This window comes from Pseudomonas sp. CC120222-01a, assembly GCF_003097235.1.
Taxonomy (GTDB): Bacteria; Pseudomonadota; Gammaproteobacteria; order Pseudomonadales; family Pseudomonadaceae; genus Aquipseudomonas.
The window spans coordinates 50,843-76,910 of the sequence record NZ_QEQQ01000014.1 but is presented as its reverse complement, the minus strand read 5'-3'; the positions used below and the strand labels follow the sequence as shown (position 1 = coordinate 76,910).

Below are 26,068 nucleotides of genomic sequence, written 5' to 3'. Positions count from 1 at the left end.
AATATGCGTAACAGGGATCAACGATCGCCGAAGCGGCGGATCGTCAGAGGGTCGCCGGCACCCAGAAGAACCTTGGCCAGCAAACCTTCGAGGGTCTTCAGCTCGTCTGGCTGCAACACGCCGACCAGTTCGTTCATCGCCGCCGCGCCGATCTCCGGCAGGCGGTCGGCCAGGCGCTGGCCCTCGGCGGTCAGCCCCAGGCGCACCTGGCGGCGGTCATCGGCGCAGCGGTTGCGCAGGATCAGGCCCTTCTGCTCGAGGCGGTCGAGCATGCGGGTCATCGAACCGCTGTCCAGGCCCAGGTAGCGGCACAGTTCGGCCGGGGTATCCACCTGGTACTGGGTGACGATGATCAGCACCTTGAACTGTGCGGCGGTGACGCCCTCCGATTCGAGGTGCCAGTCGAGAATGCGGTCCTTGAGGATCGCCGCACGGCCCAGCAGCATGCCGATGGCGCAGGTCTGGAAGTTTTCCGGGGTGAAATGAGACATCGGGGTCTGCTCGGGCAATTGTTTAAAAATATTACTGCCTAGGCAGTGAATGTCAAAGCTTTGATTAGGGGGCTATGCAAATATTCATGAAACGGCCGTTGCCGGCGACGTTTCAAAGGGCGCGCAAGCCCAGTGCCTGCACGGCCCCGCAGGCTATCGCGATGCCCACCAGTTCAGCCAGGCTGCCCGCCTGCAGGCGCTTCATCACCCGCCCCCGGTAGAGGTCCACGGTCTTCACGCTGATACCCAGGCGCTCGGCAATCTCGCGGTTGTTCAAGCCCTGGGCCAGTGGCACGAACACATCGCGCTCGCGGGGTGTCAGGGCATCCACGCGCGCCTGCACCGCGGCCAGCACCAGGTCGTCCTGGCGCGCCTGCCCTGCCCGCTCCAGTGCGGCCTGCACACTGTCGAGCAGCAGTTGGTCGCTGTAGGGTTTCTCGATGAAGTCGCTCGCCCCGGCCTTGAACGCCCGCACCACGATCGGCACATCGGCATGGCCACTGACGAAGATCACCGGCATCTGCACGCCGCGCTCGCGCAGTGCCTGCTGCACCGCCATGCCGCCCAGCCCGGGCATGCGCACATCGAGCAGCACGCAGGCCGGCCCATCCTCCACACAGGCATCCAGAAACGCCTGGCCGCTGGCGAACGGCACGCCCTGCAGACCCACCGACTCCAGCAACCACACCGTCGAATCACGCATGCCCTGGTCGTCGTCGACCACATACACCTTCGCTTGCACCCTGCTCTCTCCTTATCCCCGGTTCACTGCCAGGCGGCAGCACAGCACCAGCCCACCCGCTTCCCCTGCACGCGCCCAGAGGCTGCCGCCGAACCCTTCGACCAGGCTGCGGCTCATGCTCAGGCCCAGGCCCAGGCCATCGGCCTTGCTGGTGCTGAACGGGGTGAAGATCTCATCCAGGCGCTCGGCAGCCACGCCAGGCCCCTGGTCGGCGACCTCGATCAGCACCCCGTCGCCCTCGCGCACGGCGCCGAGCAGGATACGTGACGGCTGCGCGCCATGCTGCTCGCGGTTGGCCTCGATGGCATTGCGCAGCAGGTTGAGCAGCACTTGCTCAAGCAGCACCCGGTCGGCGAACACCGCCGGCAACTGCCCGTTGAGGCGCAGTTCGACCGCGACCTGGTCACGTGCGGCTTCCCAGGCGCACAGGCGCATGGCTTCGGCCGCCACCTCAGCCACTTCCACCGCTTGCAGGCGCCGCGGCCCCTTGCGCAGGAACGCACGCAGGCGGCGAATCACCTCGGCGGCGTGGGTCGCCTGCTCGGTGATGCGTTGCAGGCCCTGGCCGACCCGCTCACGCGCCTGCGGGTCGCGCTCCAGGCCTTGCAGGTAGCGTTGGCTGGCATTGGCATAGTTGACCACCGCCGCCAGCGGCTGATTCATCTCGTGGGCGATCCCCGACGCCAGTTCGCCCAAGGTGGCGAGCCGGGCGCTGTGGGCCAGGTTCTCCTGGGCCTCGATGCGCAGGGTGATGTCACGCGACACGCTGACCACCTCCACCACGGCGCCCGTGTAGGTCTCGCGGATCGCCCGGCTGGCGATCTCGAACCAGCGATAGGCGCCGCTGGCATGGCGAACGCGGCAAGTCGTGGTGTGGTAGCCGTCCTGATCCAGCGCGGCGGCGGCCTGGCGCAGCACCTGGCGCCGCTCGCGCGGGTGCAGCAGGGCGCGCACCGGCATGCCACGCAGTTGCTCCGGCCACAGGCCGAGCAGGCGATAGGCAGCCGGCGAGGCGTCGAGAAAACGGCCGTCCGGGCTGTGCCGGGAAATGAGGTCGGTGGTGTTCTCGATGATCAGCCGATACAGGCGCCGGGCGCGACTGGCTTCGCGGGCGCCCTGGCGCTCTTCACTGGCATCGCGGCAGCGGGCCAGTACCCACTGGCCCTGGTCATCGGGGATGAAGGTCCACAGCAGAATGCGTTCGCCTACCTGTTTTTCCACATCGGCGATTGCCCGGTGCTGACGCAGGCAGGCACGCACCAGCGCCGCAGCGTTGCTCGGCAGCCACTCGGCCAACGCGGCATCAGCGCCGATCAACGCCTGCAGGGCCGGATTGCTTGCCAGTGCGCCGGCATCGGCGGCCAGCAGCACGCTGGGTTGTGGGTCCTTGGCGAGCAAGGGTGAAAGGGTCTGATCCACTGTCGGCGCCCGTACTTATAGTAGTTTTACTATATTGCTATAGTCGATATTCCATCTACGATAGCGGTTCGCGTAAAACTGCGACAGGGGCAAGCGGCCATCGGCGCGCTGCCCCGCACCCTGATCAGAGCTAACAATCAGCCACCGGGGGGCCACACGCACAGGCTGCGTCTGCCTCCCCTACAGGATTACCGTATGTCGATCTTCGCCCAGGGCCTGATGCCCGCTGCCGTCAACCACGTCGCCCTCACCCCGCTGAGCTTCATCGAACGCACCGCCGCCGTGTACGGCGATTACCCGGCCGTGATTCACGGCGCCATTCGCCGCAACTGGCGCGAGACCTACCAGCGCTGCAGGCGCCTGGCCAGTGCCCTGGCCGGGCGTGGTGTCGGCCGCGGCGACACGGTCGCGGTGATGCTGCCAAACATTCCGGCCATGCTCGAAGCACACTTCGGTGTGCCGATGATCGGCGCCGTGCTCAACACCCTCAACGTACGCCTGGACGCCGAAGCCATCGCCTTCATGCTGCAGCACGGCGAGGCCAAGGTGCTGATCACCGACCGCGAGTTCCACGGCGTGATCGCTACTGCCCTGGCCTTGCTCGAACACCCGCCGCTGGTGGTCGACGTGGATGACCCCGAATACGGCGAAGGCCGTGCGGTCAGCGACCTGGACTATGAAGCCCTGCTGGCCGAAGGCGACCCGGACTTCGCCTGGGAGTGGCCCGAGGACGAATGGCAGGCGATTTCGCTGAACTACACCTCGGGCACCACCGGCAACCCCAAGGGCGTGGTCTATCACCACCGTGGCGCCTACCTGAACGCCATCGGCAATCAGATGACCTGGGCCATGGGCCACCGCCCGGTGTACCTGTGGACCTTGCCGATGTTCCACTGCAACGGCTGGTGCTACCCCTGGACCATCACCGCACTGGCCGGCACCCACGTATTCCTGCGCCGGGTCGACCCGCAGAAGATCCTCACCCTGATCCGCGAACACCGGGTCAGCCACCTGTGCGGCGCGCCGATCGTGCTCAACGCCCTGGTCAACATGCCTGAGGCCGCCAAGGCCGCCATCGAACACCCGGTGCAGGCCATGGTCGCCGGCGCAGCACCACCGGCCAAGGTCATCGGTGCGGTCGAGCAGATGGGCATCCGCGTCACCCACACCTACGGCCTGACCGAAGTCTACGGGCCGGTCACCGTCTGCGCCTGGCATGACGAATGGGACGAACTGCCGCTGGAGGAACGGGCGCGGATCAAGTCGCGCCAGGGTGTGCGCTACCCCACCCTCGACGGCCTGATGGTCGCCGACCCGCAGACCCTGCAGCCGGTACCGCAAGACGGCAACACCCTGGGCGAAATCTTCATGCGCGGCAACACGGTGATGAAGGGCTACCTGAAGAATCCCGAAGCCACCGCCGAGGCCTTCCGCGGCGGCTGGTTCCACACCGGCGACCTGGCCGTGTGGCACACCGATGGCTATGTCGAGATCAAGGACCGGCTCAAGGACATCATCATTTCCGGCGGCGAGAACATCTCGACCATCGAAGTCGAGGACACCCTGTACAAGCACCACGCCGTGCTGGAAGCCGCCGTGGTCGCCCGCGCCGACGAAAAATGGGGCGAAACGCCCTGCGCCTTCGTCGCCCTCAAACCCGGGCATGAGCAGACCCGCGAAAGCGACATCATCAACTGGTGCCGAGAGCACATGGCCGGGTTCAAGGTGCCGAAGACCGTGGTCTTCGGCGAGCTGCCCAAGACCTCCACCGGCAAGATCCAGAAATACGTCCTGCGCGACCGCGCCAAGGCCCTGTGAACCGTTATCGAGCCTGACATGACCGACTACACCGCTCCGCTGCGCGACATGCGCTTCATCCTCCATGACGTGTTCCAAGGCCCGGCCCTGTGGGCCCGCCTGCCGGCCCTGGCCGAGCGCGTCGACGCTGAAACCGCCGACGCCATCCTTGAAGAGGCCGCCAAGGTCACCGGCCAGCTGATCGCCCCGCTCAGCCGCAACGGCGATGAGCAAGGCGTGCACTTCGACGCCGGCAACGTCACTACGCCAGACGGCTTCCGTGACGCTTGGCGCACCTACCGCGAAGGCGGTTGGGTGGGCCTGGGGGGCAACCCTGAGTATGGCGGCATGGGCATGCCGAAGATGCTCGGTGTGCTGTTCGAAGAGATGCTCTATGCCGCCGACTGCAGCTTCAGCCTGTATTCGGCACTGAGCGCCGGCAGCTGCCTGGCCATCGATGCCCACGCCAGCGAAACACTCAAGGCCACCTACCTGCCACCGCTGTACGAAGGCCGCTGGGCCGGCACCATGTGCCTGACCGAGCCCCATGCCGGTACCGACCTGGGGCTGATCCGCAGTCGCGCCGAACCCCAGGCCGACGGCAGCTATCGCATCAGCGGCAGCAAGATTTTCATCACCGGTGGCGAACAGGACCTGACCGAGAACATCATCCACCTGGTGCTGGCCAAGCTGCCGGACGCCCCGGCCGGGGCCAAGGGCATCTCGCTGTTCCTGGTACCCAAGTATCGGGTCGGGGCCGACGGCAGCCTCGGCCCGCGCAACGCCGCACACTGCGGTTCGATCGAACATAAGATGGGCATCAAGGCCTCGGCGACCTGCGTGATGAACTTCGACGGCGCCAGCGGTTACCTGGTCGGTGAGCCGAACAAGGGCCTGGCGGCGATGTTCACCATGATGAACTACGAGCGCCTGTCCATCGGCATCCAGGGCATCGGCTGCGCCGAAGCGTCGTACCAGAGCGCCGCACGCTACGCCAACGAGCGCCTGCAAAGCCGCGCCGCCAGCGGCCCAAAGGCGTCAGAGAAAGCTGCCGACCCGATCATCGAACATGGCGATGTACGGCGCATGCTGCTGACCATGCGCGCCCTCACCGAAGGCGGCCGCGCCTTCGCCGCCTATGTCGGCCAGCAGCTCGACCTGGCGCGCTACGCCGAGGACGGTGGCGAGCGCGAACATGCCCAGCGCCTGGTCGCGTTGCTGACCCCGGTGGCCAAGGCGTTCTTTACCGACAACGGCCTGGAAAGCTGCGTGCTCGGCCAGCAGGTGTACGGCGGCCATGGCTACATCCGTGAGTGGGGCCAGGAGCAGCGCGTGCGCGATGTGCGCATTGCGCAGATCTACGAAGGCACCAACGGCATCCAGGCCCTCGACCTGCTCGGGCGCAAGGTGCTGGCCGATGGCGGCCAGGCCCTGGCCTGTTTCGCAGCTGAAGTGCGGGCCTTCAGCGCCGGGGCACCGCTGCACCGCGAAGCCTTGCAAGCCAGCCTGGCGCGCCTGGAAGCCACCAGCGAATGGCTGCGGGCACGGGCAGGCGAGGACGCCAATCTGGTCAATGCCGTGGCCGTGGAATACCTGCACCTGTTCGGCCTGACCGCCTATGCCTACATGTGGGCGCGCATGGCGGCGGTGGCCCAGGCCAGGCACGCCGAGGACCCGGCCTTCCATGGCGCCAAGCTGGCCTGTGCGGCGTTCTTCTTCCAGCGCCTGCTGCCGCGCAGCCTGGCCCTGGATGCCAGCATCCGCGCCGGTAGTGCCAGCCTGTACGCGATGGAGGCCGAGCAGTTCTGAGCCGGCAAGGGAGCGCTTCGTGCTTGCCGCGAAGCGTTCTCAAACGCGGGAAATCCCTTGCGAAACCGACGAAAAACCCACATAACTGATAGTCATTCGCCATTACCTCGGTTCTCGGGAGCCCCTCTGCAGGGGTAGAATGCGCAAAACCCGGAGCCATGATGAACCAAGACCGCCTCAATCCCAGCCCAGACGATGCCATCACCGATGCCGCCGCGCACTGGTGCATGCGCCTGCACGCCGACGATTGCACGCTGGTCGAACGTGAAGCCTTCGCCCGCTGGCTGGCAGCCGACCCGCGTCACGCCGAGGAATACCAGGCGATGCTGGAAATCTGGCAAACCGCCGATATGCTACCACGCACCGCCACGGTCATCGACTTCAACCCGCCTGCGCGGCATGTGCCGCGGGCACGCAACTGGCGGCCACTGGCATCGGCAGCCGCACTGGCCCTGCTGGTCTTGCCGCTGGCCGGCTGGATGGGCTGGGAGCAAGGCTGGTTGCCCAACCACTACCAGCACTTCGAAGCGGGCAACCAGATGCAAACCGTGCAGTTGAGTGACGGCAGCACGGTCGAGCTCAACCTGCACACCGAACTGACCTACCTCAACTACAAGGACCAGCGTCAGGTCACCCTCAAGCGTGGCGAAGCCTTCTTCAAGGTGCAGCACGACAACAGCCACCCGTTCATCGTCCGCGCCGGCCGCGGCCAGACCCGCGTCACCGGTACCCAGTTCAACGTCTGGAAATACCAGGACCAGGTCAAGGTCACACTGGTGCAGGGGTCGGTGCTGGTCAGCAGCGATGGCAGCGCCGGCGGCTACCGCCTTGGCCCTGGCATGCAGGCCAGCTACCACACGGGGGACTTCGAGCCGCAACTGGCCGAGAACAGCGATTACGACAACAGCCTGGCCTGGCGCAACGGCAAGCTGGTGCTCGACAACCTGAGCCTGGAACAGGCCCTGCCGGTGATCAACCGCTACCTCGACGCCCCGCTGCTGCTGGCCGACCCCGGCACCGGGCGCATCCGCATCAGCGGCATCTACAACACCCGCGAAGTCGAGCGGCTGGTGGACAACCTGCCCAAGGTGCTGCCGATCTACCTGACCCGCAGCAAGGACGGCAGCACCGTCCTCAACAGCATCTCACCGCCACCCGACAAGGGCTGACACCTTACAGCGTCATCGCCGCCAGCCAGCCGAACGCCAGCAATGGCAGGTTGTAGTGGAGGAAGGTCGGGACCACGGTGTCCCAAATGTGATGGTGCTGGCCATCGACGTTCAGCCCCGAGGTCGGGCCGAGGGTCGAGTCCGACGCCGGCGAGCCGGCATCACCCAGGGCACCTGCGGTGCCGACGATGCACACCGTGGCCAACGGGTCGAAGCCCAGTTGCACGCACAGCGGCACGAAGATCGCCGCGAGGATCGGTACCGTCGAGAACGACGAGCCGATGCCCATGGTCACCAGCAACCCCACCAGCAGCATCAGCAAGGCACCAACACCTTTGCTGTGGTCGATCCACTGCGCCGATGCCTCGACCAGGCTGTTGACCTCGCCGGTAGCCTTCATCACATCGGCAAAGCCCGAGGCGGCAATCATGATGAAGCCGATCATGGCCATCATCTTCATGCCTTCGGTGAACAGGTCGTCGGTGTCCTTCCAGCGCACGATGCCCGACAGCGAGAAGATCAGGAAGCCGACCATGGCACCGATGATCATCGAGTCCAGCCACAGCTGCACGATGAATGCCGCAGCAATCGCCAGCCCCGCCACCAACAGGGTCAGCGGGTTGTACTGCACGCTGACCTGCTCGACCTGCTCGATGCGCGCCAGGTCGTAGTCGCGCTTCTTGCGGTAGCTGATGAACACCGCCAGCAGCAGGCCGACGAACATGCCGGCCGCCGGAATGGCCATGGCGTGGGTGACATTGACCCCGCTGATATCGACCCCGGCACGGGCGACGTTGGCCAGCAGGATCTCGTTGAGGAAGATGTTGCCAAAGCCAACCGGCAGGAACATGTACGGCGTGATCAGGCCGAAGGTGATCACGCAGGCGATCAGCCGGCGATCGATGCGCAGGCGTGTCAGCACGTACAGCAGTGGCGGCACCAGCAGCGGGATGAAGGCGATGTGGATGGGCAGGATGTTCTGCGACGACACCGCCACCACCAGCATCAGGCCGATCAGCAGCCATTTGACCTTGCCGCCATTGGCATGGCCCTGGCGGTCGATCATGTTCAGCGCGCGGTCGGCCAGGGCATGGGCCAGGCCCGACTTGGCAATGGCCACGGCGAAGGCGCCGAGCAACGCGTAGGACAGTGCCACCGTGGCCCCCCCACCGAGGCCGCCGTTGAAGGCCTTGAGCGTGCCTTCGATCCCCAGCCCGCCGACCAGGCCACCGGCCAGTGCGCCGACGATCAGGGCGATGACCACATGCACGCGGGACAGGCTGAGTATGAGCATGATGCCGACGGCGGCGATCACTGCGTTCATGGTTTGGAGTTCCTCATAGCGGCAGACAAAAAGCGCGCACTCTGACGGAGTGGGAGGGAGATGTCAAAAGCGCCATATTTCGGCGCATTTCGCTCGCATTTTAAATTGAATGTTTGAATAAAGAAAAAATGACCAGGGCCGATATAGGTGGGAGGCTGAGAGGTGCCTGCCTTGAGGTTTCTGGCGCCTGTGAGATCGAGCGCCGCCCGCGCGGCGCATCGCGGGCAAGCCCGCTCCCACATCTATTTCGGGCCAGTTACTCCTGTCCCGCCAACAGGATCCGCCTTGGTGCATGACTGAAGATTGATGAAAAGCAGTTGCGCCCACCTCGATATTGAAGGGAACAAACAAGGCGGTCCCTGTTGGCTTCACAGGAGAGATTGGCCCGAAATAAATGTGGGAGCGGGCTTGCCCGCGATGCGCCGCGCGGGCGGCGCTCGATCTCACAGGCGCTGAAAATGTGGTGGCAGGCATCTGTCAGCCCCAACCCGGCCCCAAAAAACCAAACCCCTTACTGCCAAGAAAAAAGGGATTCACCCCCATGCCTTTGCGACAACTTTCCATCCAGTGGAAGATCACCCTGCTCGCCGGTCTCTGCCTCGCCGGCATCGTCACCCTGCTCGTCGGCCTTTCACTGTACCGCATGGACCACAGCTCGGACCTGGTCAAGGCCAGCAGCATGCAGATGCTGACCGAGGCCGCGCAGTCGCGGATCGAGTCGCAAGGTGAAGTCCAGGCCCTGAACATCCGCCGCCAGTTCATGGATGCCTACCAGTACGGCGCGGGCTTCTCACGCCAGGTGCTGTTCCTGCGTGAACAGGCAGAAAAACGCTTCCTCGACGCCTTCGACCTGCGCGAGGACCTGACCCGCCAGGTGCGCGCCGCGCTGCAGGCCAACCCCGACCTGCTCGGCCTGTCGCTGGTGTTCGAGCCCAATGCGCTGGACAGCAAGGACAGCCTGTTCGTCGGCAAGGCCGAGCTGGGCAGCAATGAAACCGGGCGCTTCGCCCTGTACTGGTCGCAGCCACGTGCCGGCCAGCTGACCGCCATGGCCCTGCCCGAGCACGACATGGCCAACACCGAAATCGGCCCCAGCGGCCAGCCGGCCAATACCTGGTGGAACTGTCCGCGCAGCACCGGCAAGGTCTGCGTGGTGGAGCCATACTTCTACGACATCGACGGCCAGCGTGTGTTGATGACCAGCATCGTCTTCCCGCTGGCGGTCAACGGCAAGATCATCGCCACCCTGTCCATCGACATCAACCTCAACAGCCTGCAGGCCTTGAGCCAGGACGCCAGCCGCAGCCTCTACGAGGGCCGCACCACGGTCGGCATCCTCAGCCCGGTCGGCCTGTTGGCCGGCTACAGCGCCGACGCCAGCAAGCTGGCCCAGCGTTTCGACCAGGTCGACCCGCGCCAGGGCGCCGAGCTGGTGAGCAAGCTGGCCACTGGCAAGCTGAGCACCCTCCATGACCAGGCACGCCTGAAAGTGCTGGCGGCCTTCGAACCGATCCCCGGCGCCCAACCCTGGGGCGTACTGCTGGACGTGCCGGAAAATGCCCTGACCGGCCCCGCCGAAGCGCTCAAGCAGGAACTGGACACCCTGAACACCAGCGGCACCCTGCTGGAGCTGGGCCTTGGCCTGGCCGCGGCGATTGCCGGCTTGCTGCTGGTGTGGCTGATGGCCCGTGGCGTGACCAAGCCGATCCTCGGCGTGGCGGCGATGCTCAAGGACATCGCCAGCGGCGAAGGTGACCTGACCCGCCGCCTGACCTACGACAAGCGCGACGAACTCGGCGAGCTGGCCGGCTGGTTCAACCGCTTCCTCGACAAGCTGCAACCGACCATTGCCGAGGTGAAACGCTCGGTGCAGGCCGCCCGCGGCACCGCCGATCAGTCTTCGGCCATCGCCACTGAAACCAGCGCCGGCATGGAACAGCAGTACCGCCAGGTCGACCAGGTGGCCACCGCCTCCCACGAAATGAGCGCCACCGCCCAGGACGTCGCCCGCAGCGCCGCCCAGGCCGCGCAGGCTGCACGCGAGGCCGACCAGGCCACCCGCGAAGGCCTGGCGGTGATCGACCGCACCACCACCAGCATCGATGCCCTGGCCGCCAACATGAGCGAGGCCATGGCCGAAGTCGAAGGCCTGGCGCAGAACAGCGAGAAAATCGGTTCGGTGCTGGAGGTGATCCGCTCGATCGCCGAGCAGACCAACCTGCTGGCGCTCAACGCCGCCATCGAGGCGGCCCGTGCCGGTGAAGCCGGCCGTGGCTTTGCCGTGGTCGCCGATGAAGTACGCAACCTGGCCCAGCGTACTCAGGAGTCGGTGGAAGAAACCCGACAGGTGATCGAAGCCCTGCAGACCGGCACCCGCGATGTGGTCGGCAGCATGGACCACAGCCATCGCCAGGCCCAGGGCGGTGTGGAGCAGGTCAGCCAGGCGGTGACCGCGCTGCAGCGCATCGGCCAGGCGGTGAGCGTAATCACCGACATGAACCTGCAGATCGCCTCGGCCGCCGAGGAACAGAGCGCGGTGGCCGAAGAGATCAACAGCAACGTCGCAACCATCCGCGATGTCACCGAATCGCTGTCCGGCCAGGCCAACGAGTCGGCGCGGGTCAGCCAGTCGCTGAACAGCCTGGCCAACCAGCAACAAGCGCTGATGGACCAGTTCCGCGTCTGATCCGCGCCCGGCCCCGGGCCGCCGTGCCATGCGCACAGCGGCCCCGGCACGCTTCACAACTCGTCATGCGCGCTCAGGAAACGACCGCTACCGAGTAGCTGGTCAAGCAACAGCAATGCCCCCTGCACATTGGGCCTGGCCCCCATTGGCAATACCTCGCTGCCTGCCTCGCTGGCATCGTCATAGCCCGACGCCATGACCAGCAGGTGCATCTGGTCGGCGTTCAGGTAGATATGGTGCTGCCCGATGGCATAGGACTGGATCAGGCTCAAGGCGCCAGTGACCATGGGCGTTGCTGACGACGTACCGCCGTAGCTGTCGGTGTAGTCGCGATGCTCCCCGGGCTTGTCCTGCAGCTTGCCGTAGGACAGGGTCGTCACGCTATCACCCCAGGCATTGAGCATGCGGTAGCGGTAGTGATGGTTGGAGTACCGATGCGGCTTGCCGTCCCAGGATTGGCAGGCGCCCACCAGGATGGCACCGGCATCACCGTGGTCGTTGAAGTGACGCCATTGCGAAAGGTCGACACCCTGCCCGGCGACACTGCCGGTTCGCGGGTCTGTTCGATTGCTGCCATTGGACGCTGCGACCAGCACTACCGCTCCCCGCTCGGTCAGGCTGCGGACCGTGTCCCACCAGGCATGGTCATGCACGCTGGGCAGGAACGTGTAGAGGTCGTTGACGTTGGCGGTCTGACGATTGATCCCGACGATGTCGCCTGGCTCTACCTGGCGCAGCAGGTCCTTGAGGGTACGCAATTGGCCTGCGCTATCCGCTGCACGGTTGTGATAGACGAACAACTCGCTCTGATGGCTGATGCCAGTAACTCCGAAGCCGTTGTCGGCGGCCAGCAGCAGGCCGACCGAGGCCGTACCATGCCGGGGGTCGTCATTGGGCTCCAGGGCGACGACCTTTAACGCAGGGTTGTGGTGAAGGTCTTCATGGTCGGGGAACAACCCGCCGTCGCTGAAGTGGATCCTTGCCCCTTTGCCCCTTACCTGCCGGCTCCACGCCTGGCTGACATTCAAGCCCTGCCAGCGCCCGCCAGGGGCGTCCAGATAGTGCTGGCGCGGCTCAAAGTCCGGGGTAGGCAAGGCATTCTCGTAGGCACGGTCGCCAGCCACCACTGCGGCACCGGTCAGCAAGGTCGCCAGTGCGCCGGCCACGAAAAGCGCGAGAGGGTGCGGCGCCGGCTGCTCGGTCAGGAACTGTGCCGTCTGCACATAGTCCAGCGAGGCCAAGGTCCGCGACAGTGCCAGGAAGGTGTCATTGAGCATGCTGCGCGGCTGCTCGATCAGACCGTACGCGGCAAGTACCTGCAAGCGTGGGTCATGCTGCTCGTGCGCTGCCAGCAGGGGGCGCAGCTCGATCACCTCGCCGAGTTTCGGCCACAGTCGCGCCAGCAGCGAGCGCGACTGAGGCTTGAGGTCGGCGAGCAACTGATCGACGCCGCCCGGCGCAAACTTGACCAGCAGCGGCGGCAGTGATGTGCCAACAGCCGGGTGGCCGGCAGGCTCACCCAGCTGGGCGAAGGGGTCATCGAGCGATGGCGCAGCCGCCGGTTCCGCCAGCGCACGGCGACGACGGCGCAGCGGCACGGCATCGACAACGCTTCGGGTCAGATCCTGCTCGGTGATGACCAGCGTCAGTGGCTCCAGGTCGATCACGCCGCGCGCGCCCGGCGGCAAGCCGTGCGCCAGGGCCTGGGCATCGAGCAGGATGGCCCTGGGGCTGATCCGGTAGCTACCCGAACGCGCCGTGGTGAACAGCGTTGCCGGGCATCCATGGTCGACCAGCGCACCGCTGAATGCCATGGAGACGCTCGATTCACCCGTCAGGTGTACCAACCCTTGCGGTTCCATCCGCTCCAGCTCATAGCGGATGCGCGCAACCTTGTCGAGATCGCCGCCGGCACATCGAACATGAAACTTGCCGTCGAAACGAAGGTTGCGGTAGTACACGAAATCCAGATCGAGGTTCATTGGCCTGCACTCCTCAAGGGCATGACGGGGTGTCATGCGCCGCTGGATTGTTCCTTCCGCCCCCCCTCGCTGCCATGACGAAAGCCTTCCTGGCGGGGCGCACAGATCCGTCGTCTACACTTGCTCCACCCAAGGCACGGTAATGAAGAGGCCCCGATGAAGAAACTTCCAACGCTGCTGGCGAGCCTGCTGCTTGCCATCGGCCTGGCCAGCACCGACAGTGCCGCATCGGCAGAGCAAGCCAACCCCATCCACTTCGGCGCCATCGGCTGGGAGAGCGGCGCCCTGACCACGGAAATCCTGCGTCACATCGTCGAACACGGTTACGGTTACCCCACCGACACCCTCCCCGGCAGCTCCGTGAGCATGGAGGTGGCGCTGGCCCGCAACGACCTGCAGGTGATCGCCGAAGAGTGGGCCGGGCGCAGCCCCGCCTGGGTCAAGGCCGAGCAGGCCGGCCAGGTCTTCGCCCTGGGCGACACGGTGAAGAACGCCGAGGAAGGTTGGTGGGTACCGGCCTACGTGATCAAGGGCGACCCGGCCCGCAACCTCAAGCCACTGGCACCGGACCTGCGCAGCGTCGACGACCTCAAGCGCTACCCGCAGGTGTTCCGCGACCCTGAGATGCCAGACAAGGGCCGCTTCCTCAACAGCCCCAGCGGCTGGACCTCCGAGACCGTCAACAGCCAGAAGCTCAAGGCCTATGGGCTGGACGGGCTGTACAACAACTTCCGCAGCGGCTCGGGCGCGGCGTTGGACGCCGAGATCAGCTCGGCCATCCGCCGCGGCCAGCCGGTGCTGTTCTATTACTGGAGCCCCACCCCGCTGATTGGCCGCTACGACCTGGTGCGCCTGCAGGAGCCCCCCTTCGATGCGGCGGCCTGGGCCACCCTGACCGACGCAAAAAACCCCAACCCGAAGGGCAGCCAGTCGTTGCCCGCGAAGTTGTCGGTCGGTGTGTCCAAGGCATTTCGTGATGGCTACCCGGACCTGGTAGCCGTGTTCGAGAAGGTCGACCTGCCCATCGACCGACTGAACAAAGCTCTGGCCGAGATGAACGAAAAGCGCCAGCCACCCACCGATGCCGCCAAGGCGTTCCTGCGCGCCAACCCCGATGTGTGGAAAGCCTGGCTACCTGCTGACGTGGCCGGCAAGGTCGAGGCCAGCCTGTGAGCACGGGCTTCCCCGAAGCCCTGCAACTGTCCTTCGCCGACACCATCAACCGCCTGGTCGACTGGCTGGTGCTGCACTATGGCGACCACCTGCGCAGCGTCTCCGACCAGCTGCTGCAACTGCTGGTCGGCCTGGAGAACCTGCTGCGCCTGATGCCCTGGTGGCTGCTGTTGCTGCTGGTCGGCCTGCTTGCCTGGCACGCCAGCCGCAGCCTGCTGCGCAGCCTGGTGCTGGTGGCGCTGCTGGCGTTCATCGGCATGCTCGGGCTGTGGGACAAACTGCTGCAGACCTTGGCCCTGGTGCTGGTCAGTACCGGCCTGTGCGTGCTGGTCGGCGTGCCGCTGGGGATTCTGCTGGCCACCCGCCCGCTGGCCCGGCGCCTGCTGTTGCCGGTGCTGGACGTGATGCAGACGCTGCCGGCCTTCGTCTACCTGATCCCGGTGCTGATGCTGTTCGGCCTGGGCAAGGTGCCGGCGGTGTTCGCCACCTTGATCTACGCCTTGCCGCCGCTGGTACGGCTGACCGAGCTGGGCCTGAGCCAGATCGACCCCTCGCTGCTGCAGGCCGCCCACGGCCTGGGCGCCGGCCGCTGGCAGCGGCTGCGGCGCATCGCCCTGCCGCTGGCACTGCCGAGCATCATGGCCGGCCTCAACCAGTCGGTGATGATGGCCTTGTCGATGGTGGTGGTGGCGTCGATGATCGGTGCCCGGGGGCTGGGTGAGGATGTGTTGGCGGGGATCCAGACGCTGAACGTCGGCCAAGGGGTCGAAGCCGGGTTGGCCATCGTCGCGCTGGCGATGGTGATCGACCGGATCAGCCAGGCTTATGGGCGCGGTGGCAAGTGACCGCGCCCCTAAGCCTGGCTTGGCTCAATACCTGATCATCACAGACTTCAACTCGGTGTAGTCCTCGATGAATGCACTGCCTAACTCACGCCCCACCCCCGAAGCCTTGGTCCCGCCAAACGGCACCGCCGGGTCGAGGAAGGTGTGCATGTTGACCCATACCGTGCCGGCCTCGATCTGCGGAATCAGCCGCAGCGCCTTTGACAGGTCGTTGGTCCACAGGCTGGCGGTCAGGCCATAAGGGCTGTCGTTCATCAGCTCTACCAGCTCTTGCTCGTTGTCGAACGGCAGCACGCAGACGATCGGCCCGAAGGTTTCTTCATGCAGCAACGGGTCACTGGCACCGTTGGCCAGCACCACGGTCGGCTCGACGAAGTAGCCCGGCCGGTCCACTGCCCTGGCACCACACACCACCGTGTTGTTGGCCCGCGCCCGCTCGAAGAAGCCGAGAATCTTCTGCAGGTGCGCGGCATTGGCCAGCGGCCCGAACTGCGCCTCGGGGTCCAGGGCCGAACCGATCTTCATCTGCCCCAGCGCCGCGCCCAGCTTGCGAGTGAATTCCTCGACCTTGCTGTGGTGCACATACAACCGCTCGGGTGATGCGCACACCTGCCCCTGGTGCACATAGGCCGTTTGCACGATACCGGCCACGGCAGCATCGACGTCGACATCGGCCAGCAGCGCTGCGGCATTCTTGCCGCCCAGTTCCAGGGTGGCACGGGTCAGGTTGGCCGCCATCGCCGCCTTGCCCACCGCGATGCCGGTGGGTACAGAACCGGTGAAGGCCACCTTGGCCACGTCCGGGTGCTCGATCAGCCGCTGCCCGGCCTGCCCGCGCCCGTTCAGGACGTTGAGTGCGCCCGCCGGCACACCCGCCTCGATCGCCAGCTCGGCAATGCGCAGCAGCGTCAGCGGGGTGAACTCGCTGGGTTTGATGACGATGGTGCAACCGGTGACCAGCGCCGAGGCGATCTTCCAGATGCCGATCATCACCGAGAAGTTCCACGGCACGATCCCGGCCACCACGCCCACCGGCTCGCGCAGGGTGAACGCGGTGTAGCGCTCGCCGGCAAACGACGGGATCGACGGCGTCATGGTCTGCCCGGTGATCTTGCTCGCCCAACCGGCGAAGTAACGCAGGAACACCACGCTTTGGGCGATTTCCAGGCCGCGGGTGAGGTTGATCGACTTGCCCGAGCACAGGGTTTCGAGCTGCGCCAGTTCCTCGGCATTGGCCTCGATCAGATCGGCCAGACGGTTCAATACCACGCCTTTCTGGTAAGGCGAAACTTCGGCCCAGGCGCCCTTGAAGGCTTGCCGCGCGCTGCGCACTGCGCGCTCGACTTCGCCATCGCTGGCCTCGGCCACTTGAGCGATGACCGTACCGCTTGACGGGTCATGGATGGCGATCGACAGCCCCGCCTCGCCCGCCAGGTACTGGCCCTCGATGAAATGGCCATGGGGCCTGTCGAGGAACTCGACCACGGCAGGTAACAGCTGGATATCGCTCATGACATGACTCCTGGATGGCAGCGCAAAAAAGGTCTGTCGGCCGATCTTCAAACGCCCGCCCACCCGCCTGCCAGCCCCGTACGACGTTTTGTCAGGCAGCCTCAAGAGAATGTCACGCTGGCCAAATCACTGTGTGCTTGGCTTGATGGCGTGTTATGGCTGACAGGTGCTTGCCTTGAGGCTTTCAGCGCCTGTGAGATCGAGCGCCGCCCGCGCGGCGCATCGCGGGCAAGCCCGCTCCCACATCTGTTTCAGGCCAGTCACTCCTGTGAGGCTAACAGGGACCGCCTTGGTGCATGACTGGAGACAGGTGGAGCAGTATCAGCGCCCACCGAGATGTATCGCCATGCCAACAAGGCTGCTCCTGTTGGCATCACAGGAGTAACTGGCCCGAAACAAATGTGGGAGCGGGCTTGCCCGCGATGCGCCGCGCGGGCGGCGCTCGGTTTGTGCACCACCACAAATCCCAAGTCCACCACCTTTATGCCCTGATGCCATAGCCCGACATTCACCCGAAGCCAACAACAGATATAAGAATATGAATTCTTATTCTTTTTTTGACAATCACAATTCCGCTATAACTCTCCCAACTGTACAGCCGCCAACACTCGGCCAACTGTCTGCAGCGCAACACCCGATCAACAAAACAACGCCCACAAGGCAACACCGCAAGCGTCGCATTTGACGCAACCTGTTGATCTAAAAGGATTTAATGATTCGGCACGACGATTGCTCAAGCAAAGTCCCCCGCTTACCAAGAACCGGAGACCTGCCCATGAGCACCCCACTGAACGTCGTAGCCCTGTCCGGCGGTACCAGCCGCCCATCGCGTACCTTGGCCCTGACCGAGGCCATCCTCACCGAACTGAGCCAGCACCTGCACATCAAGCCGCACCTGATCGAACTGGGCGACATCGCTCGGCCACTGGGTGCCGCGCTGTGGCGCAGCGAGCTGCCCGACGCCGTGGAGCAACAACTGCGTCTGGTGGAAAAGGCCGACCTGCTGGTGGTGGCCGCGCCCGTCTACCGCGGCAGCTTCCCCGGCCACTTCAAGCACCTGTTCGACCTGATCGGCCAGGACGCCCTCGTCGACACCCCCGTGCTGCTCGCCGCCACCGGTGGCAGCGAACGCCACGCGCTGGTGCTCGACCACCAGCTGCGCCCGCTGTTCAGCTTCCTGCAGGCCCTGACCCTGCCGATCGGCGTGTATGCCAGCCAGGCCGAGCTGGCCGACTACCAGGTCTCCAGCGATGCCCTTGACGCACGCATCCGCCTGGCCGCCGAGCGCGCCGTGCCGCTGTTCGGCGCCCATCACGCACGCCGTGAAAGCGCCTGAGGAGCCGCCATGAATGCACCTCTGAATGCGGCCCGACCGGCACTCGTGGTGGCGCGCGAACTGGCCGCACGGTTCGCCCAGACCGCGGTGGAACGCGACGAGCGCGGTGGCACGCCCAAGGCCGAACGCGATGCCCTGCGCCACAGCGGCCTGCTGTCGCTGGTGATTCCCCAGGCCTTTGGCGGCCAGGGTGCGAGCTGGCATGACACCTTCGAGGTGGTGCGCGAGTTCGCCCGGGTCGACAGTTCGCTTGCCCACGTGTTCGGCTTCCATCACCTGATGCTGGCCACCGTGCGCCTGTTCTCGCGCCCGGAGCAATGGCAACCGTGGTTCGAACAAACTGCGCGCAAGCACTGGTTCTGGGGCAACGCCCTCAACCCGCTGGACACCCGCACCGTGGTCAGGCACCTCGACGGCTGGTGCGAGTTCTCTGGCAAGAAGAGCTTCTGCTCCGGCGCCAGCGACTCGGAAATGCTGATCGCCTCGGCGGTGGACGAGCGCGCTGGCGGCAAGCTGCTGATTGCCGCGATCCCCAGCGGGCGCACCGGCATCACCCTGCACAACGACTGGAACAACATCGGCCAGCGCCAGACCGACAGTGGCAGCGCCACCTTCGAACGGGTGCGCGTCGAGCACGACGAACTGCTGCTCGACCCCGGCCCGTTGAGCACGCCGTTCGCCGCCCTGCGCCCGCTGATCGCCCAGCTGCACTTCGCCAACCTGTTCCTTGGCATTGCTGAAGGTGCCTTCGACGAGGCGCGCCAGTACAGCCTCAAGGAAAGCCGGCCGTGGTTCCGTTCCACCGCCGCCAGCAGTACCGAAGACCCCTACGTGCTGCGCCACTACGGCGAGTTCTGGGTGGGGCTGGAGAGCGTGCGCTTGCTGATCGCCCGTGCTGCCCGCCAGCTCGACAGCGCCTGGGCCAAGGAGCAGGCGCTGAGCGCCGAGGAGCGCGGCGACCTGGCCCTGGCCATCGGTACTGCCAAGGTCGCGGCCACGCGCCATGGCCTGGACATCTGCAACCGCCTGTTCGAGGTGACCGGCGCCCGCGCCACCCATGCCTCGCTGCGCTTCGACCGCCACTGGCGCAACCTGAGGACGCAAACCCTGCACGACCCGGTGGATTACCGCATCCACGAGCTCGGCGAGTGGGCCCTCGGCGGCAAGCGCCCTGCCCCATCCTTCTATTCCTGAGTATCGCCCATGCAACTGCTGACCCTCCCCCCGTCACCGACACTGGCTACCTCGATCAGGGCGACCGCACAGGTCTTCGAAGACCCCAGGTCGCAGGCGCTGCTCGCCCACCTGCAACAGGTCGCCCCCAGCGAGGCCAGCGTCCTGATCATTGGCGAAACCGGCACGGGCAAGGAACTGGTCGCGCGCCATATTCACAACCTCAGCGGCCGGCGCAACGGCCCGTTCATCGCGGTGAACTGCGGTGCGTTCTCCGAGTCGCTGGTCGAAGCCGAGCTGTTCGGCCATGAAAAGGGCGCCTTCACCGGCGCCCTGGCGGCCAAGGCCGGCTGGTTCGAAGAGGCCAATGGCGGCACGCTGTTCCTTGACGAGATCGGTGACCTGCCGCTGCCGATCCAGGTCAAGCTGCTGCGCGTGTTGCAGGAGCGCGAAGTGGTGCGCCTGGGTTCGCGCAAGAGCATCCCGATCAATGTACGGGTGCTGGCGGCGACCAACGTGCAGCTGGAGAAAGCCATCAACGCCGGGCATTTCCGCGAAGACCTGTACTACCGGCTGAACGTGGTGACCCTGCAACTGCACCCGCTGCGCGACCGGCCGGGGGACATCCTGCCGCTGGCCCGGCATTTCATCCGCAGCTACAGCGAGCGGCTGGGTTACGGGCCGGTGGAACTGAGCCCCAAGGCCCAGGCCAAGCTGGTCGAGTACAGCTGGCCGGGCAATATCCGCGAGCTGGAGAACGTCATTCACCACAGCCTGCTGACCTGCGGCGATGGGGTGGTCCAGGCCCAGGACCTGCGCCTGTCCAACCTGCGCCTGGAACGCCAGGAAGAAACGCCAGTGAACCATGGCGTGGACGATCTGCTGCTGCAGGCATTCAGCCGGTTGTATGAGGAGCAGCCTGGCGATCTGTACGAGAAGGTCGAGAATGCCCTGCTGCGTTCGGCGTATCACTTCTGCCATTACAACCAGGTGCATACCGCGCAGTTGCTGGGGTTGTCGCGCAACGTCACGCGCACGCGGCTGATTGCGATCGGCGAGCTGGTGGTGAACAAGCGCCGGGGGCAGGCGCCGCAGGTGCTGGATAACCGGGTGGTGCGGTTGTCCATCTGAGTTTTCCTGTGCCGGCCCATGCGCGGGCTATCTGTGGGCGGCACGCTGCGGCCCGGCGCCGTCCCGCCAATTTTGCAGACGCCCAACAAGCCCGCGCCAGAACCGAGACCCTCGAACGGGCCTTGCACCGCGGCAGTACAGATTATCAACGGAGGAATAGTGCAATCCCCGGGACTCGAGCGATTGCAGCACGTCGCTGACATTGACCGGTGCGTTTATCAATAGGACATCGACCTCATTGTGATTCGCCATCCGCTCCATCTTCATCTTGAACGGCGCTCGCTCGTATTCTTTCACTGTCTCACTTGAGCTCTTTCCTGGCGCCAGCTCTGCCAATGTATAGTTAGAAACATTGTCACCCCGCAAAAACCGCTCTCTCACCGGCCGCTCTCCTTTGACGAAAGACTCAAGCGAGTTCGGTGACGCCTGTTCGGTAGCGACTACAGCCATGAAGCCGTTTTCAGTGAAAAAGTTCATGTTGGCTGATGCGGTAAATACCCGTTCTACATGCTGGCCATCCGTGGCCGGCGTAGCAACTGGTTTGCCATGGGAGATAATCTTGAGCCGCTTTGGCTGCGCAGCCCCCCGATACAAGGTGAATTGATCCGTATGAATGACCCGCTCATTCGGAACCAGGCTCATCTCACGTGCGCGCACCTGAAAAGTTTCCCGGATCATGTCGACAAGCTGGCGCGGTGGCGCCTCGAGATGCGAACCTGGGTTAGCATGCTCGGTAGCCAAATCCTGCGAATTCTTGCCATCAGGGTCGACGGCTGAAGTCGGATTGTTCCTGACCATCCGGTACAGGTTGAGACCGTCCACCATGCCAGCAGGGTCGGCGCTCAGCCAACGTCCGGCCCAAGTTTGGTAATAGCGCCAGCCGTAGTAATACAGCCCGCTGACATCACGTTCCTTGCCGGAGTAGCGCAAGCTCTTGTAACTCGCCTCGGTCGCGGAACGCCCGGTAAAGATGGCTGTCCCCCCGTACGGATAGAACTCTTCCTGACTGATGACGCTGCCCTTGCTGTCCGTCTCCAGCAGGCAGCTGCCGCTCAGGTCATCATGGCTGAAGCGCCATTGATCATTTTCGACCCCAGCCGGCTGGCCGACATGCCAACGCAGCACCCGCACCTGGGCGCGACCAGGCTCACCCATGGTGACTATCTGCATCGCCTCCGTCTGCGCTCCTCCAATGAATGTGGAACGCAACTCCAGACCAGGCAAATACACAACCCGTTGCCCCGTTCTGGCACCAGCCGTTTCTCGCGAAGTCAGCTTCAACACTCGCTGTCGGTCGCCGGCGTAGCGATACCTTTCAAAATCGTCATCTGCGCCTTCACGGGTGACAGGCGACACCTGTTGCAACTCGCCGCGTGGTGTCCAGAGCAGACGCTGCCCCGGATAAAGCAAGCGCTGCTGGCCTCCAGCCGTGAACATGCCCTCCACCTCCCGCGGATTCTGCGTCAACGCGCTCAACACCGCGCGATTACTGCGATCGCTCACAGTGAAATCCGTGGTGTAGTTGTTGCCAGTGGCCGGCCCTCTGTGGCGAATCTGCGTCAGGTTACCTCCCACATCGTAGCTATAAGTGCGGGTGTACTGGCTGTAGGTCGCTTGGTCGAAGGTGATGAACGCGTGCCTCGCCAAGGCCATTTCACGACCACTGGCGCGTACCAGTTGATGAAGGCTGTCGTAGACATACTGGTTGCCCGCTTCAACCTTCTGCCCACGCCAGAAGCGGGTCGCTTGTGCGGCGTTCACCACGCGCAGGACATTACCTGCCGGATCATAGGTATAAGCCAGATCCAGCAGCAATTTCAGTTCGGGCTCCCGCACCGTCGCGATGCCCAGCAGGCGAACGCTACAGGCCTCGAAGCGATAGCGGGTGAACAGACCATTGCCGTGGGCCTCGCTCAGCTTCTGCCCGGCTGCACCGTAGTTGAGCGCCTTGACAACAGCCTGCTCGGCACCTGCCTGCAGCGTCAACCAGGTCGCGGCAAGCCGCCCGGCCAGGTCATAGGCCATACGCTGCACATGGCCCGCCGCATCCTCATGGTTCAGCGGCGTGCCCATCGCATCCAGCGTACTCAAGGTGATGTGCCCCTGCTGCTGCGGGACCAGCATTTCATCCCAGGCCGATGGCTCCTCTCCTTGCCAGTCTACCTGCGCACCGATATCGTCCGCCTCGGTCATCAACCGCCGGCTGACGCCTGACGGTACGCCGCTCAGGGCAACACTGAGGATCTTCATCTGCCCTGCCGTGTCGTAATGCAGCATTGATACCCCTGCCAGATTACGCTGTTGGTGCTGTAGGTCCGGCCCGGCGTAGACACGACGCTCGGCACACCGGAGGGGGGCACCAGCTGCCTGTTCGGTCATGGCCACCAGCCGCCCGGGAAGGCCCTGCAGCTCGTAGTGCCAGTACTGGGTTACAGCCTGGCTGTAATCGTCCGCCGCCATCTCAGGCGTGGCGATGTGGGCCACACGCAGCAATGGCTGGCCGGCAGTATCTGTAAGCTGCAGGCAGGTTCCGCCATCCACGCTCTGCCAACGTACAGCGTTGCCCGATAAATCGTAGCGCCCAACGACGTTGACAACCCCGGCCCGACTCAGCAGCGGATCTGCGCTGCATGCAAGGTAACCACGCGCGTCCTGGCTGTGCTTCGTGACGAGCGCTTCTGTCCCCTGCGGCGTGTCCGGATGGCGACTATAGACAAGATCACGCACTAGAAGCCCGCGACTGTCACTCACACTCACGTTTGGAGTGTTTCGATGCACCTCACAGGCTCTGTTGTCCATAGCCAGCTCCATTGCGCCACAGTGGAACGTTAGCCGAACGCGTGGGTAGGAGCTACTGACAAAAATGCCAGGGCGATACGGCCTCGCTTCAGCCCGCCAAACGCCGGAACACCAGGCCAGACGCTCCACACACAACAGCGCACAGCAGCATCACCGTGCCGATATCGGCTACCGAAGTTTCACTGCGCCCGTCCAGCCCGGCCAACAGCCCCAGCATCACCCCGGCCAGGCTCACAGACATGGCCATGGTCAGTTGCACCGACATCGCCGAGAGCGAACTGGCCGCCGCCGAGCGCTCACCGGGTACGTCCTGATAACTGGCAGCACCCAAGGTCGAGAATTGCAGTGACCGCACCAGGCCCGCCGCAAACAGCACCACCGCCATCAGCCAGACCGCAGTGTCGCGATCAAAGCCGGCACACAGGGCAATCCCCGCAGCGCTGAGCGCGGCGTTGCAACTCAGCACTCGCCGATAACCGTAGCGCCGCACCAACGGCACGGCCAACAGCTTCATCAACAGCGCCCCCACGCCACCACTGACCACCAGCCACCCGGCCGCCAGCGGGCTCATGCCCAGGCAGTTCTGCAACAGCAGCACGATCAAGAACGGCTGCGCCGCCGAACCGAGGCGAAACAGCCCGCCACCGGCCTGGGCCACACCAAAACTGCGCAGGCGCAGCAGCGACAGATCGACCAGTGGGCTGGGGTGTCGCCGCGCATGCAGCAGGTAACCCAAGGCGCAGGCCACACCGCCGGCAACCAGCGCCAGAGCCCAGGCCCGCGGCAGCTGCCCCAGCCCCAGCGACTCCAGGCCGAACACCAGCATGGCCAAGGCGCCACCACTGAGCAGCAGGCCGCGCACATCCAGCGGCGGCACTGGCCGTGCCGGGTAGTCCGGCACATGGTGCAGGATCAACCAGCAGCCGACCAGGCAGATCGGCAGGTTGACCAGGAAGATCCAGTGCCACGACAACACGGTCACCAACAGCCCACCCAGCAGTGGCCCGATCAACGGCCCGACCAGGGCCGGCAAAGCCAGCCAGGACATGGCTTGCAGCAGCTGTTCGCGGCTTGACCAGCGCAGGATGATCACCTGCCCCACCGGCGTCATCAACGCCCCCGCCGCCCCTTGCAGCATGCGCCCCAGGCACAGCTGCCAGAGCGTATCGGCCAGGGCGCAGGCCAGCGAGGCGACGGTGAACAAACCCATCGCCAGCAGCATCACCTGGCGCGGGCGAAAGCGTTCAGCGGCCCAGCCGCTGACCGGCACGCACAGTGCCAGGGCGAGCATGTACAGCGACACCACCAGGTTCATGCGCAGCCCCGGTTCGCCGAAGTCGGCGGCCATCTGCGGCAAGGCCGTCATCACCGCCGTGCTGTCGAGCAGTTCCATGAACAGCGCGGCGCCGATGATCACCGGCACCTTGGGGCTTTGCAGATGGCCGGCCAGCAAGGCCGGCTGGGCGGTCAAAACAGCCCCGAGACAGGCGGACGGGTCCCCTTGAGCTGCCAGGCACCGACCACCGCAGCCTTCCACTGGCGCGGGTTGTGGTTGGCCACGGTGCGAGCATTGCGCCAGTGCCGGTCGAGGTTGTGCTGGCGGCCGGTGGTGGAGGCTCCGCCGACGTCGAACAGGGTTTCGGCCGCCTTGAGTGCCAACTCGGCGACCAGGTACTGGGCCTGTGCGACCTCGATGGCGGCCTGTTCGACAGCGGCTTCCTCCAGCTGCGCGGCCCAGGCCTGGTCGATGCGTGCGGCGGCCTTGAGCACCAGGGCCTCGGCGCCATAGGCGCGGGCGGCAATATCGCCTACCGACAGCGCTACGTAAGGGTCATCCACCGAGCGGCTGGCAGTGCTGTGCTTGATCGGCCGGGCATGCTCGCGGGCGAAGCGCGTGGCATCGTTCAGCGCGTTGCGGGCGATGCCGGCCAGTACGGTGCCGAGGAACAGCTGCAGGAATGGCGTGACGAGGGTGCGCTTGCCCTCCTCCACGGTACGCGTGCGGATCTCGCTGGCCTCGACCCGCACATTGTGCAGGTGGGTGGTGCCGCTGGCGGTCAGGCGCTGGCCCATGGCGTCGAAGTCGTCGACCAGCTCCAGGCCTTCGCGGTCACGCGGCAAGATGAACGACACCGGTTGCTCATCCTCATCCAGCGCCACCGCGCTGACGTAGTCGGCGAACAATGCGCCGGTGCTGTAGAACTTGCTGCCGTTGGCGCGGTAATGCTCACCCTCGCGCACCAGCCGCGCCGCGATGGCGCCGTTGGCACCGCCCAGCTCCCAGCCGGCGTTGCCGATGACTGCACCTTGCAGGTAACGGGCGAACCAGCGCTCGCGCTCCTGTTCGGCGCCTTCGGCCTGCGCGGCCAGCAGGCCTTCGACGAAGGCAAAGCCCGGGCGCAGGGCCTGGGCAACGTTGGAGTCGACCGAGGCGATCTGCAGCAGCAGTTCGATCACATCGCTGACCGCGCCCCCAGGCCCGCCGTAGCGGGTCGGGATGCGCACGGTGTACAGCCCGGCTGCGGCGAGCTGGGCGATGGCCTCATGGGGCAGCTGGCGCTCGCGTTCGCGCTGTGCGGCGCCTGCGCCGATGGCGGGCAACAGGGCAATGATGCGGGCCTTCAGCTGCGCAACATCGGCTGCGGGAGGCTGGGTTGGGAAACGTTGGAAAGTGGTCATG

General features: G+C 65.3%; 18 protein-coding genes. 9 read left to right on the top strand and 9 right to left on the bottom strand.

The features are described 5' to 3' along the window. Positions 1 to 17: 17 nt before the first annotated feature. The 3 genes from N430_RS18155 to N430_RS18145 all read right to left on the bottom strand — a co-directional run bounded on the left by N430_RS18155 (position 18) and on the right by N430_RS18145 (position 2,652). Positions 18 to 491, bottom strand: a complete 474-nt coding sequence (locus N430_RS18155; protein ID WP_110638185.1) for a MarR family winged helix-turn-helix transcriptional regulator — start codon at positions 489 to 491, stop codon at positions 18 to 20. A 112-nt stretch (positions 492 to 603) separates the two neighbouring features. Beyond that, positions 604 to 1,233 (bottom strand): response regulator transcription factor, encoded by a 630-nt coding sequence (locus tag N430_RS18150; protein WP_110638184.1) that lies wholly within the window; start codon positions 1,231 to 1,233, stop codon positions 604 to 606. 12 nt (positions 1,234 to 1,245) lie between these two features. Next, on the bottom strand, positions 1,246 to 2,652 hold the full coding sequence (locus N430_RS18145) for a sensor histidine kinase (RefSeq protein WP_110638183.1): 1,407 nt from the start codon (positions 2,650 to 2,652) through the stop codon (positions 1,246 to 1,248). Between the two features lie 195 nt (positions 2,653 to 2,847). Here N430_RS18145 and N430_RS18140 point away from each other — a divergent pair, with 195 nt between their 5' ends. The 3 genes from N430_RS18140 to N430_RS18130 all read left to right on the top strand — a co-directional run bounded on the left by N430_RS18140 (position 2,848) and on the right by N430_RS18130 (position 7,427). After that, entirely contained in the window at positions 2,848 to 4,470 is a 1,623-nt protein-coding gene (locus N430_RS18140) for an acyl-CoA synthetase (protein ID WP_110638182.1), read from the top strand. 18 nt (positions 4,471 to 4,488) lie between these two features. Then, positions 4,489 to 6,258 carry an acyl-CoA dehydrogenase C-terminal domain-containing protein gene (locus tag N430_RS18135; protein WP_110638181.1) on the top strand — a complete coding sequence of 590 codons (1,770 nt, stop codon included), beginning with the start codon at positions 4,489 to 4,491 and terminating at the stop codon, positions 6,256 to 6,258. 161 nt (positions 6,259 to 6,419) lie between these two features. After that, positions 6,420 to 7,427 carry a FecR family protein gene (locus N430_RS18130; protein WP_110638180.1) on the top strand — a complete coding sequence of 336 codons (1,008 nt, stop codon included), beginning with the start codon at positions 6,420 to 6,422 and terminating at the stop codon, positions 7,425 to 7,427. Positions 7,428 to 7,431: 4 nt separating this feature from the next. On the opposite strand, the gene N430_RS18125 is transcribed toward N430_RS18130, so the two are convergent. Next, positions 7,432 to 8,751 (bottom strand): Na+/H+ antiporter family protein, encoded by a 1,320-nt coding sequence (locus N430_RS18125; RefSeq protein WP_110638179.1) that lies wholly within the window; start codon positions 8,749 to 8,751, stop codon positions 7,432 to 7,434. 541 nt (positions 8,752 to 9,292) lie between these two features. On the opposite strand from N430_RS18125, the gene N430_RS18110 reads away from it, so the two are divergent. Further along, a complete protein-coding gene (locus tag N430_RS18110; RefSeq protein WP_110638178.1) occupies positions 9,293 to 11,437 on the top strand; it encodes a methyl-accepting chemotaxis protein in 2,145 nt (714 codons plus the stop codon). Positions 11,438 to 11,490: 53 nt separating this feature from the next. Here the strand turns inward: N430_RS18110 and N430_RS18105 are convergent, their stop codons facing one another. Continuing rightward, positions 11,491 to 13,419, bottom strand: a complete 1,929-nt coding sequence (locus N430_RS18105; protein ID WP_110638177.1) for a S8 family serine peptidase — start codon at positions 13,417 to 13,419, stop codon at positions 11,491 to 11,493. 156 nt (positions 13,420 to 13,575) lie between these two features. On the opposite strand from N430_RS18105, the gene N430_RS18100 reads away from it, so the two are divergent. Both N430_RS18100 and N430_RS18095 read left to right on the top strand, forming a co-directional pair. After that, positions 13,576 to 14,592 (top strand): ABC transporter substrate-binding protein, encoded by a 1,017-nt coding sequence (locus tag N430_RS18100; protein ID WP_110638176.1) that lies wholly within the window; start codon positions 13,576 to 13,578, stop codon positions 14,590 to 14,592. Then, positions 14,589 to 15,437, top strand: a complete 849-nt coding sequence (locus tag N430_RS18095; RefSeq protein ID WP_110638175.1) for a proline/glycine betaine ABC transporter permease — start codon at positions 14,589 to 14,591, stop codon at positions 15,435 to 15,437. Before N430_RS18100 ends, N430_RS18095 begins: the two co-directional genes overlap by 4 nt. 24 nt (positions 15,438 to 15,461) lie before the next feature. Here the strand turns inward: N430_RS18095 and N430_RS18090 are convergent, their stop codons facing one another. After that, positions 15,462 to 16,949, bottom strand: coding sequence for an aldehyde dehydrogenase family protein (locus N430_RS18090; RefSeq protein ID WP_110638174.1), 1,488 nt, complete (start codon positions 16,947 to 16,949; stop codon positions 15,462 to 15,464). 775 nt (positions 16,950 to 17,724) lie between these two features. Here N430_RS18090 and msuE point away from each other — a divergent pair. The 3 genes from msuE to sfnR are packed head-to-tail and all read left to right on the top strand — an operon-like array spanning position 17,725 to position 20,589. After that, positions 17,725 to 18,285, top strand: a complete 561-nt coding sequence (gene msuE / locus N430_RS18075) for an FMN reductase (protein WP_110638172.1) — start codon at positions 17,725 to 17,727, stop codon at positions 18,283 to 18,285. A gap of 9 nt (positions 18,286 to 18,294) precedes the next feature. After that, positions 18,295 to 19,479 (top strand): acyl-CoA dehydrogenase family protein, encoded by a 1,185-nt coding sequence (locus N430_RS18070; protein ID WP_110638171.1) that lies wholly within the window; start codon positions 18,295 to 18,297, stop codon positions 19,477 to 19,479. A gap of 9 nt (positions 19,480 to 19,488) precedes the next feature. Beyond that, entirely contained in the window at positions 19,489 to 20,589 is a 1,101-nt protein-coding gene (gene sfnR / locus N430_RS18065) for a sigma54-dependent transcriptional activator SfnR (RefSeq protein WP_110638170.1), read from the top strand. Between the two features lie 27 nt (positions 20,590 to 20,616). Here the strand turns inward: sfnR and N430_RS18060 are convergent, their stop codons facing one another. The 3 genes from N430_RS18060 to N430_RS18050 all read right to left on the bottom strand — a co-directional run bounded on the left by N430_RS18060 (position 20,617) and on the right by N430_RS18050 (position 26,067). Continuing rightward, the gene (locus N430_RS18060; RefSeq protein ID WP_158288797.1) at positions 20,617 to 23,388 is read right to left on the bottom strand and encodes an RHS repeat-associated core domain-containing protein; all 2,772 of its coding nucleotides are present in this window, start codon (positions 23,386 to 23,388) and stop codon (positions 20,617 to 20,619) included. Positions 23,389 to 23,476: 88 nt separating this feature from the next. Next, the gene (locus tag N430_RS18055) at positions 23,477 to 24,859 is read right to left on the bottom strand and encodes an MFS transporter (protein ID WP_110638168.1); all 1,383 of its coding nucleotides are present in this window, start codon (positions 24,857 to 24,859) and stop codon (positions 23,477 to 23,479) included. Beyond that, positions 24,856 to 26,067: an acyl-CoA dehydrogenase family protein gene (locus N430_RS18050; protein ID WP_110638167.1), complete on the bottom strand. Its 1,212-nt coding sequence runs from the start codon at positions 26,065 to 26,067 to the stop codon at positions 24,856 to 24,858. Before N430_RS18050 ends, N430_RS18055 begins: the two co-directional genes overlap by 4 nt. Between the last annotated feature and the right edge of the window lies 1 nt (position 26,068).

Bases quoted from the DNA above. Each gene is read 5' to 3' on its own strand.
- N430_RS18155 (WP_110638185.1), bottom strand. From the start codon at position 491: ATGTCTCATTTCACCCCGGAAAACTTCCAGACCTGCGCCATCGGCATG.
- N430_RS18140 (WP_110638182.1), top strand. From the start codon at position 2,848: ATGTCGATCTTCGCCCAGGGCCTGATGCCCGCTGCCGTCAACCACGTC.
- N430_RS18135 (WP_110638181.1), top strand. From the start codon at position 4,489: ATGACCGACTACACCGCTCCGCTGCGCGACATGCGCTTCATCCTCCAT.
- N430_RS18130 (WP_110638180.1), top strand. From the start codon at position 6,420: ATGAACCAAGACCGCCTCAATCCCAGCCCAGACGATGCCATCACCGAT.
- N430_RS18125 (WP_110638179.1), bottom strand. From the start codon at position 8,751: ATGAACGCAGTGATCGCCGCCGTCGGCATCATGCTCATACTCAGCCTG.
- N430_RS18110 (WP_110638178.1), top strand. From the start codon at position 9,293: ATGCCTTTGCGACAACTTTCCATCCAGTGGAAGATCACCCTGCTCGCC.
- N430_RS18105 (WP_110638177.1), bottom strand. From the start codon at position 13,419: ATGAACCTCGATCTGGATTTCGTGTACTACCGCAACCTTCGTTTCGAC.
- N430_RS18100 (WP_110638176.1), top strand. From the start codon at position 13,576: ATGAAGAAACTTCCAACGCTGCTGGCGAGCCTGCTGCTTGCCATCGGC.
- N430_RS18090 (WP_110638174.1), bottom strand. From the start codon at position 16,949: ATGAGCGATATCCAGCTGTTACCTGCCGTGGTCGAGTTCCTCGACAGG.
- msuE (WP_110638172.1), top strand. From the start codon at position 17,725: ATGAGCACCCCACTGAACGTCGTAGCCCTGTCCGGCGGTACCAGCCGC.
- N430_RS18070 (WP_110638171.1), top strand. From the start codon at position 18,295: ATGAATGCACCTCTGAATGCGGCCCGACCGGCACTCGTGGTGGCGCGC.
- sfnR (WP_110638170.1), top strand. From the start codon at position 19,489: ATGCAACTGCTGACCCTCCCCCCGTCACCGACACTGGCTACCTCGATC.
- N430_RS18060 (WP_158288797.1), bottom strand. From the start codon at position 23,388: ATGGACAACAGAGCCTGTGAGGTGCATCGAAACACTCCAAACGTGAGT.
- N430_RS18050 (WP_110638167.1), bottom strand. From the start codon at position 26,067: ATGACCACTTTCCAACGTTTCCCAACCCAGCCTCCCGCAGCCGATGTT.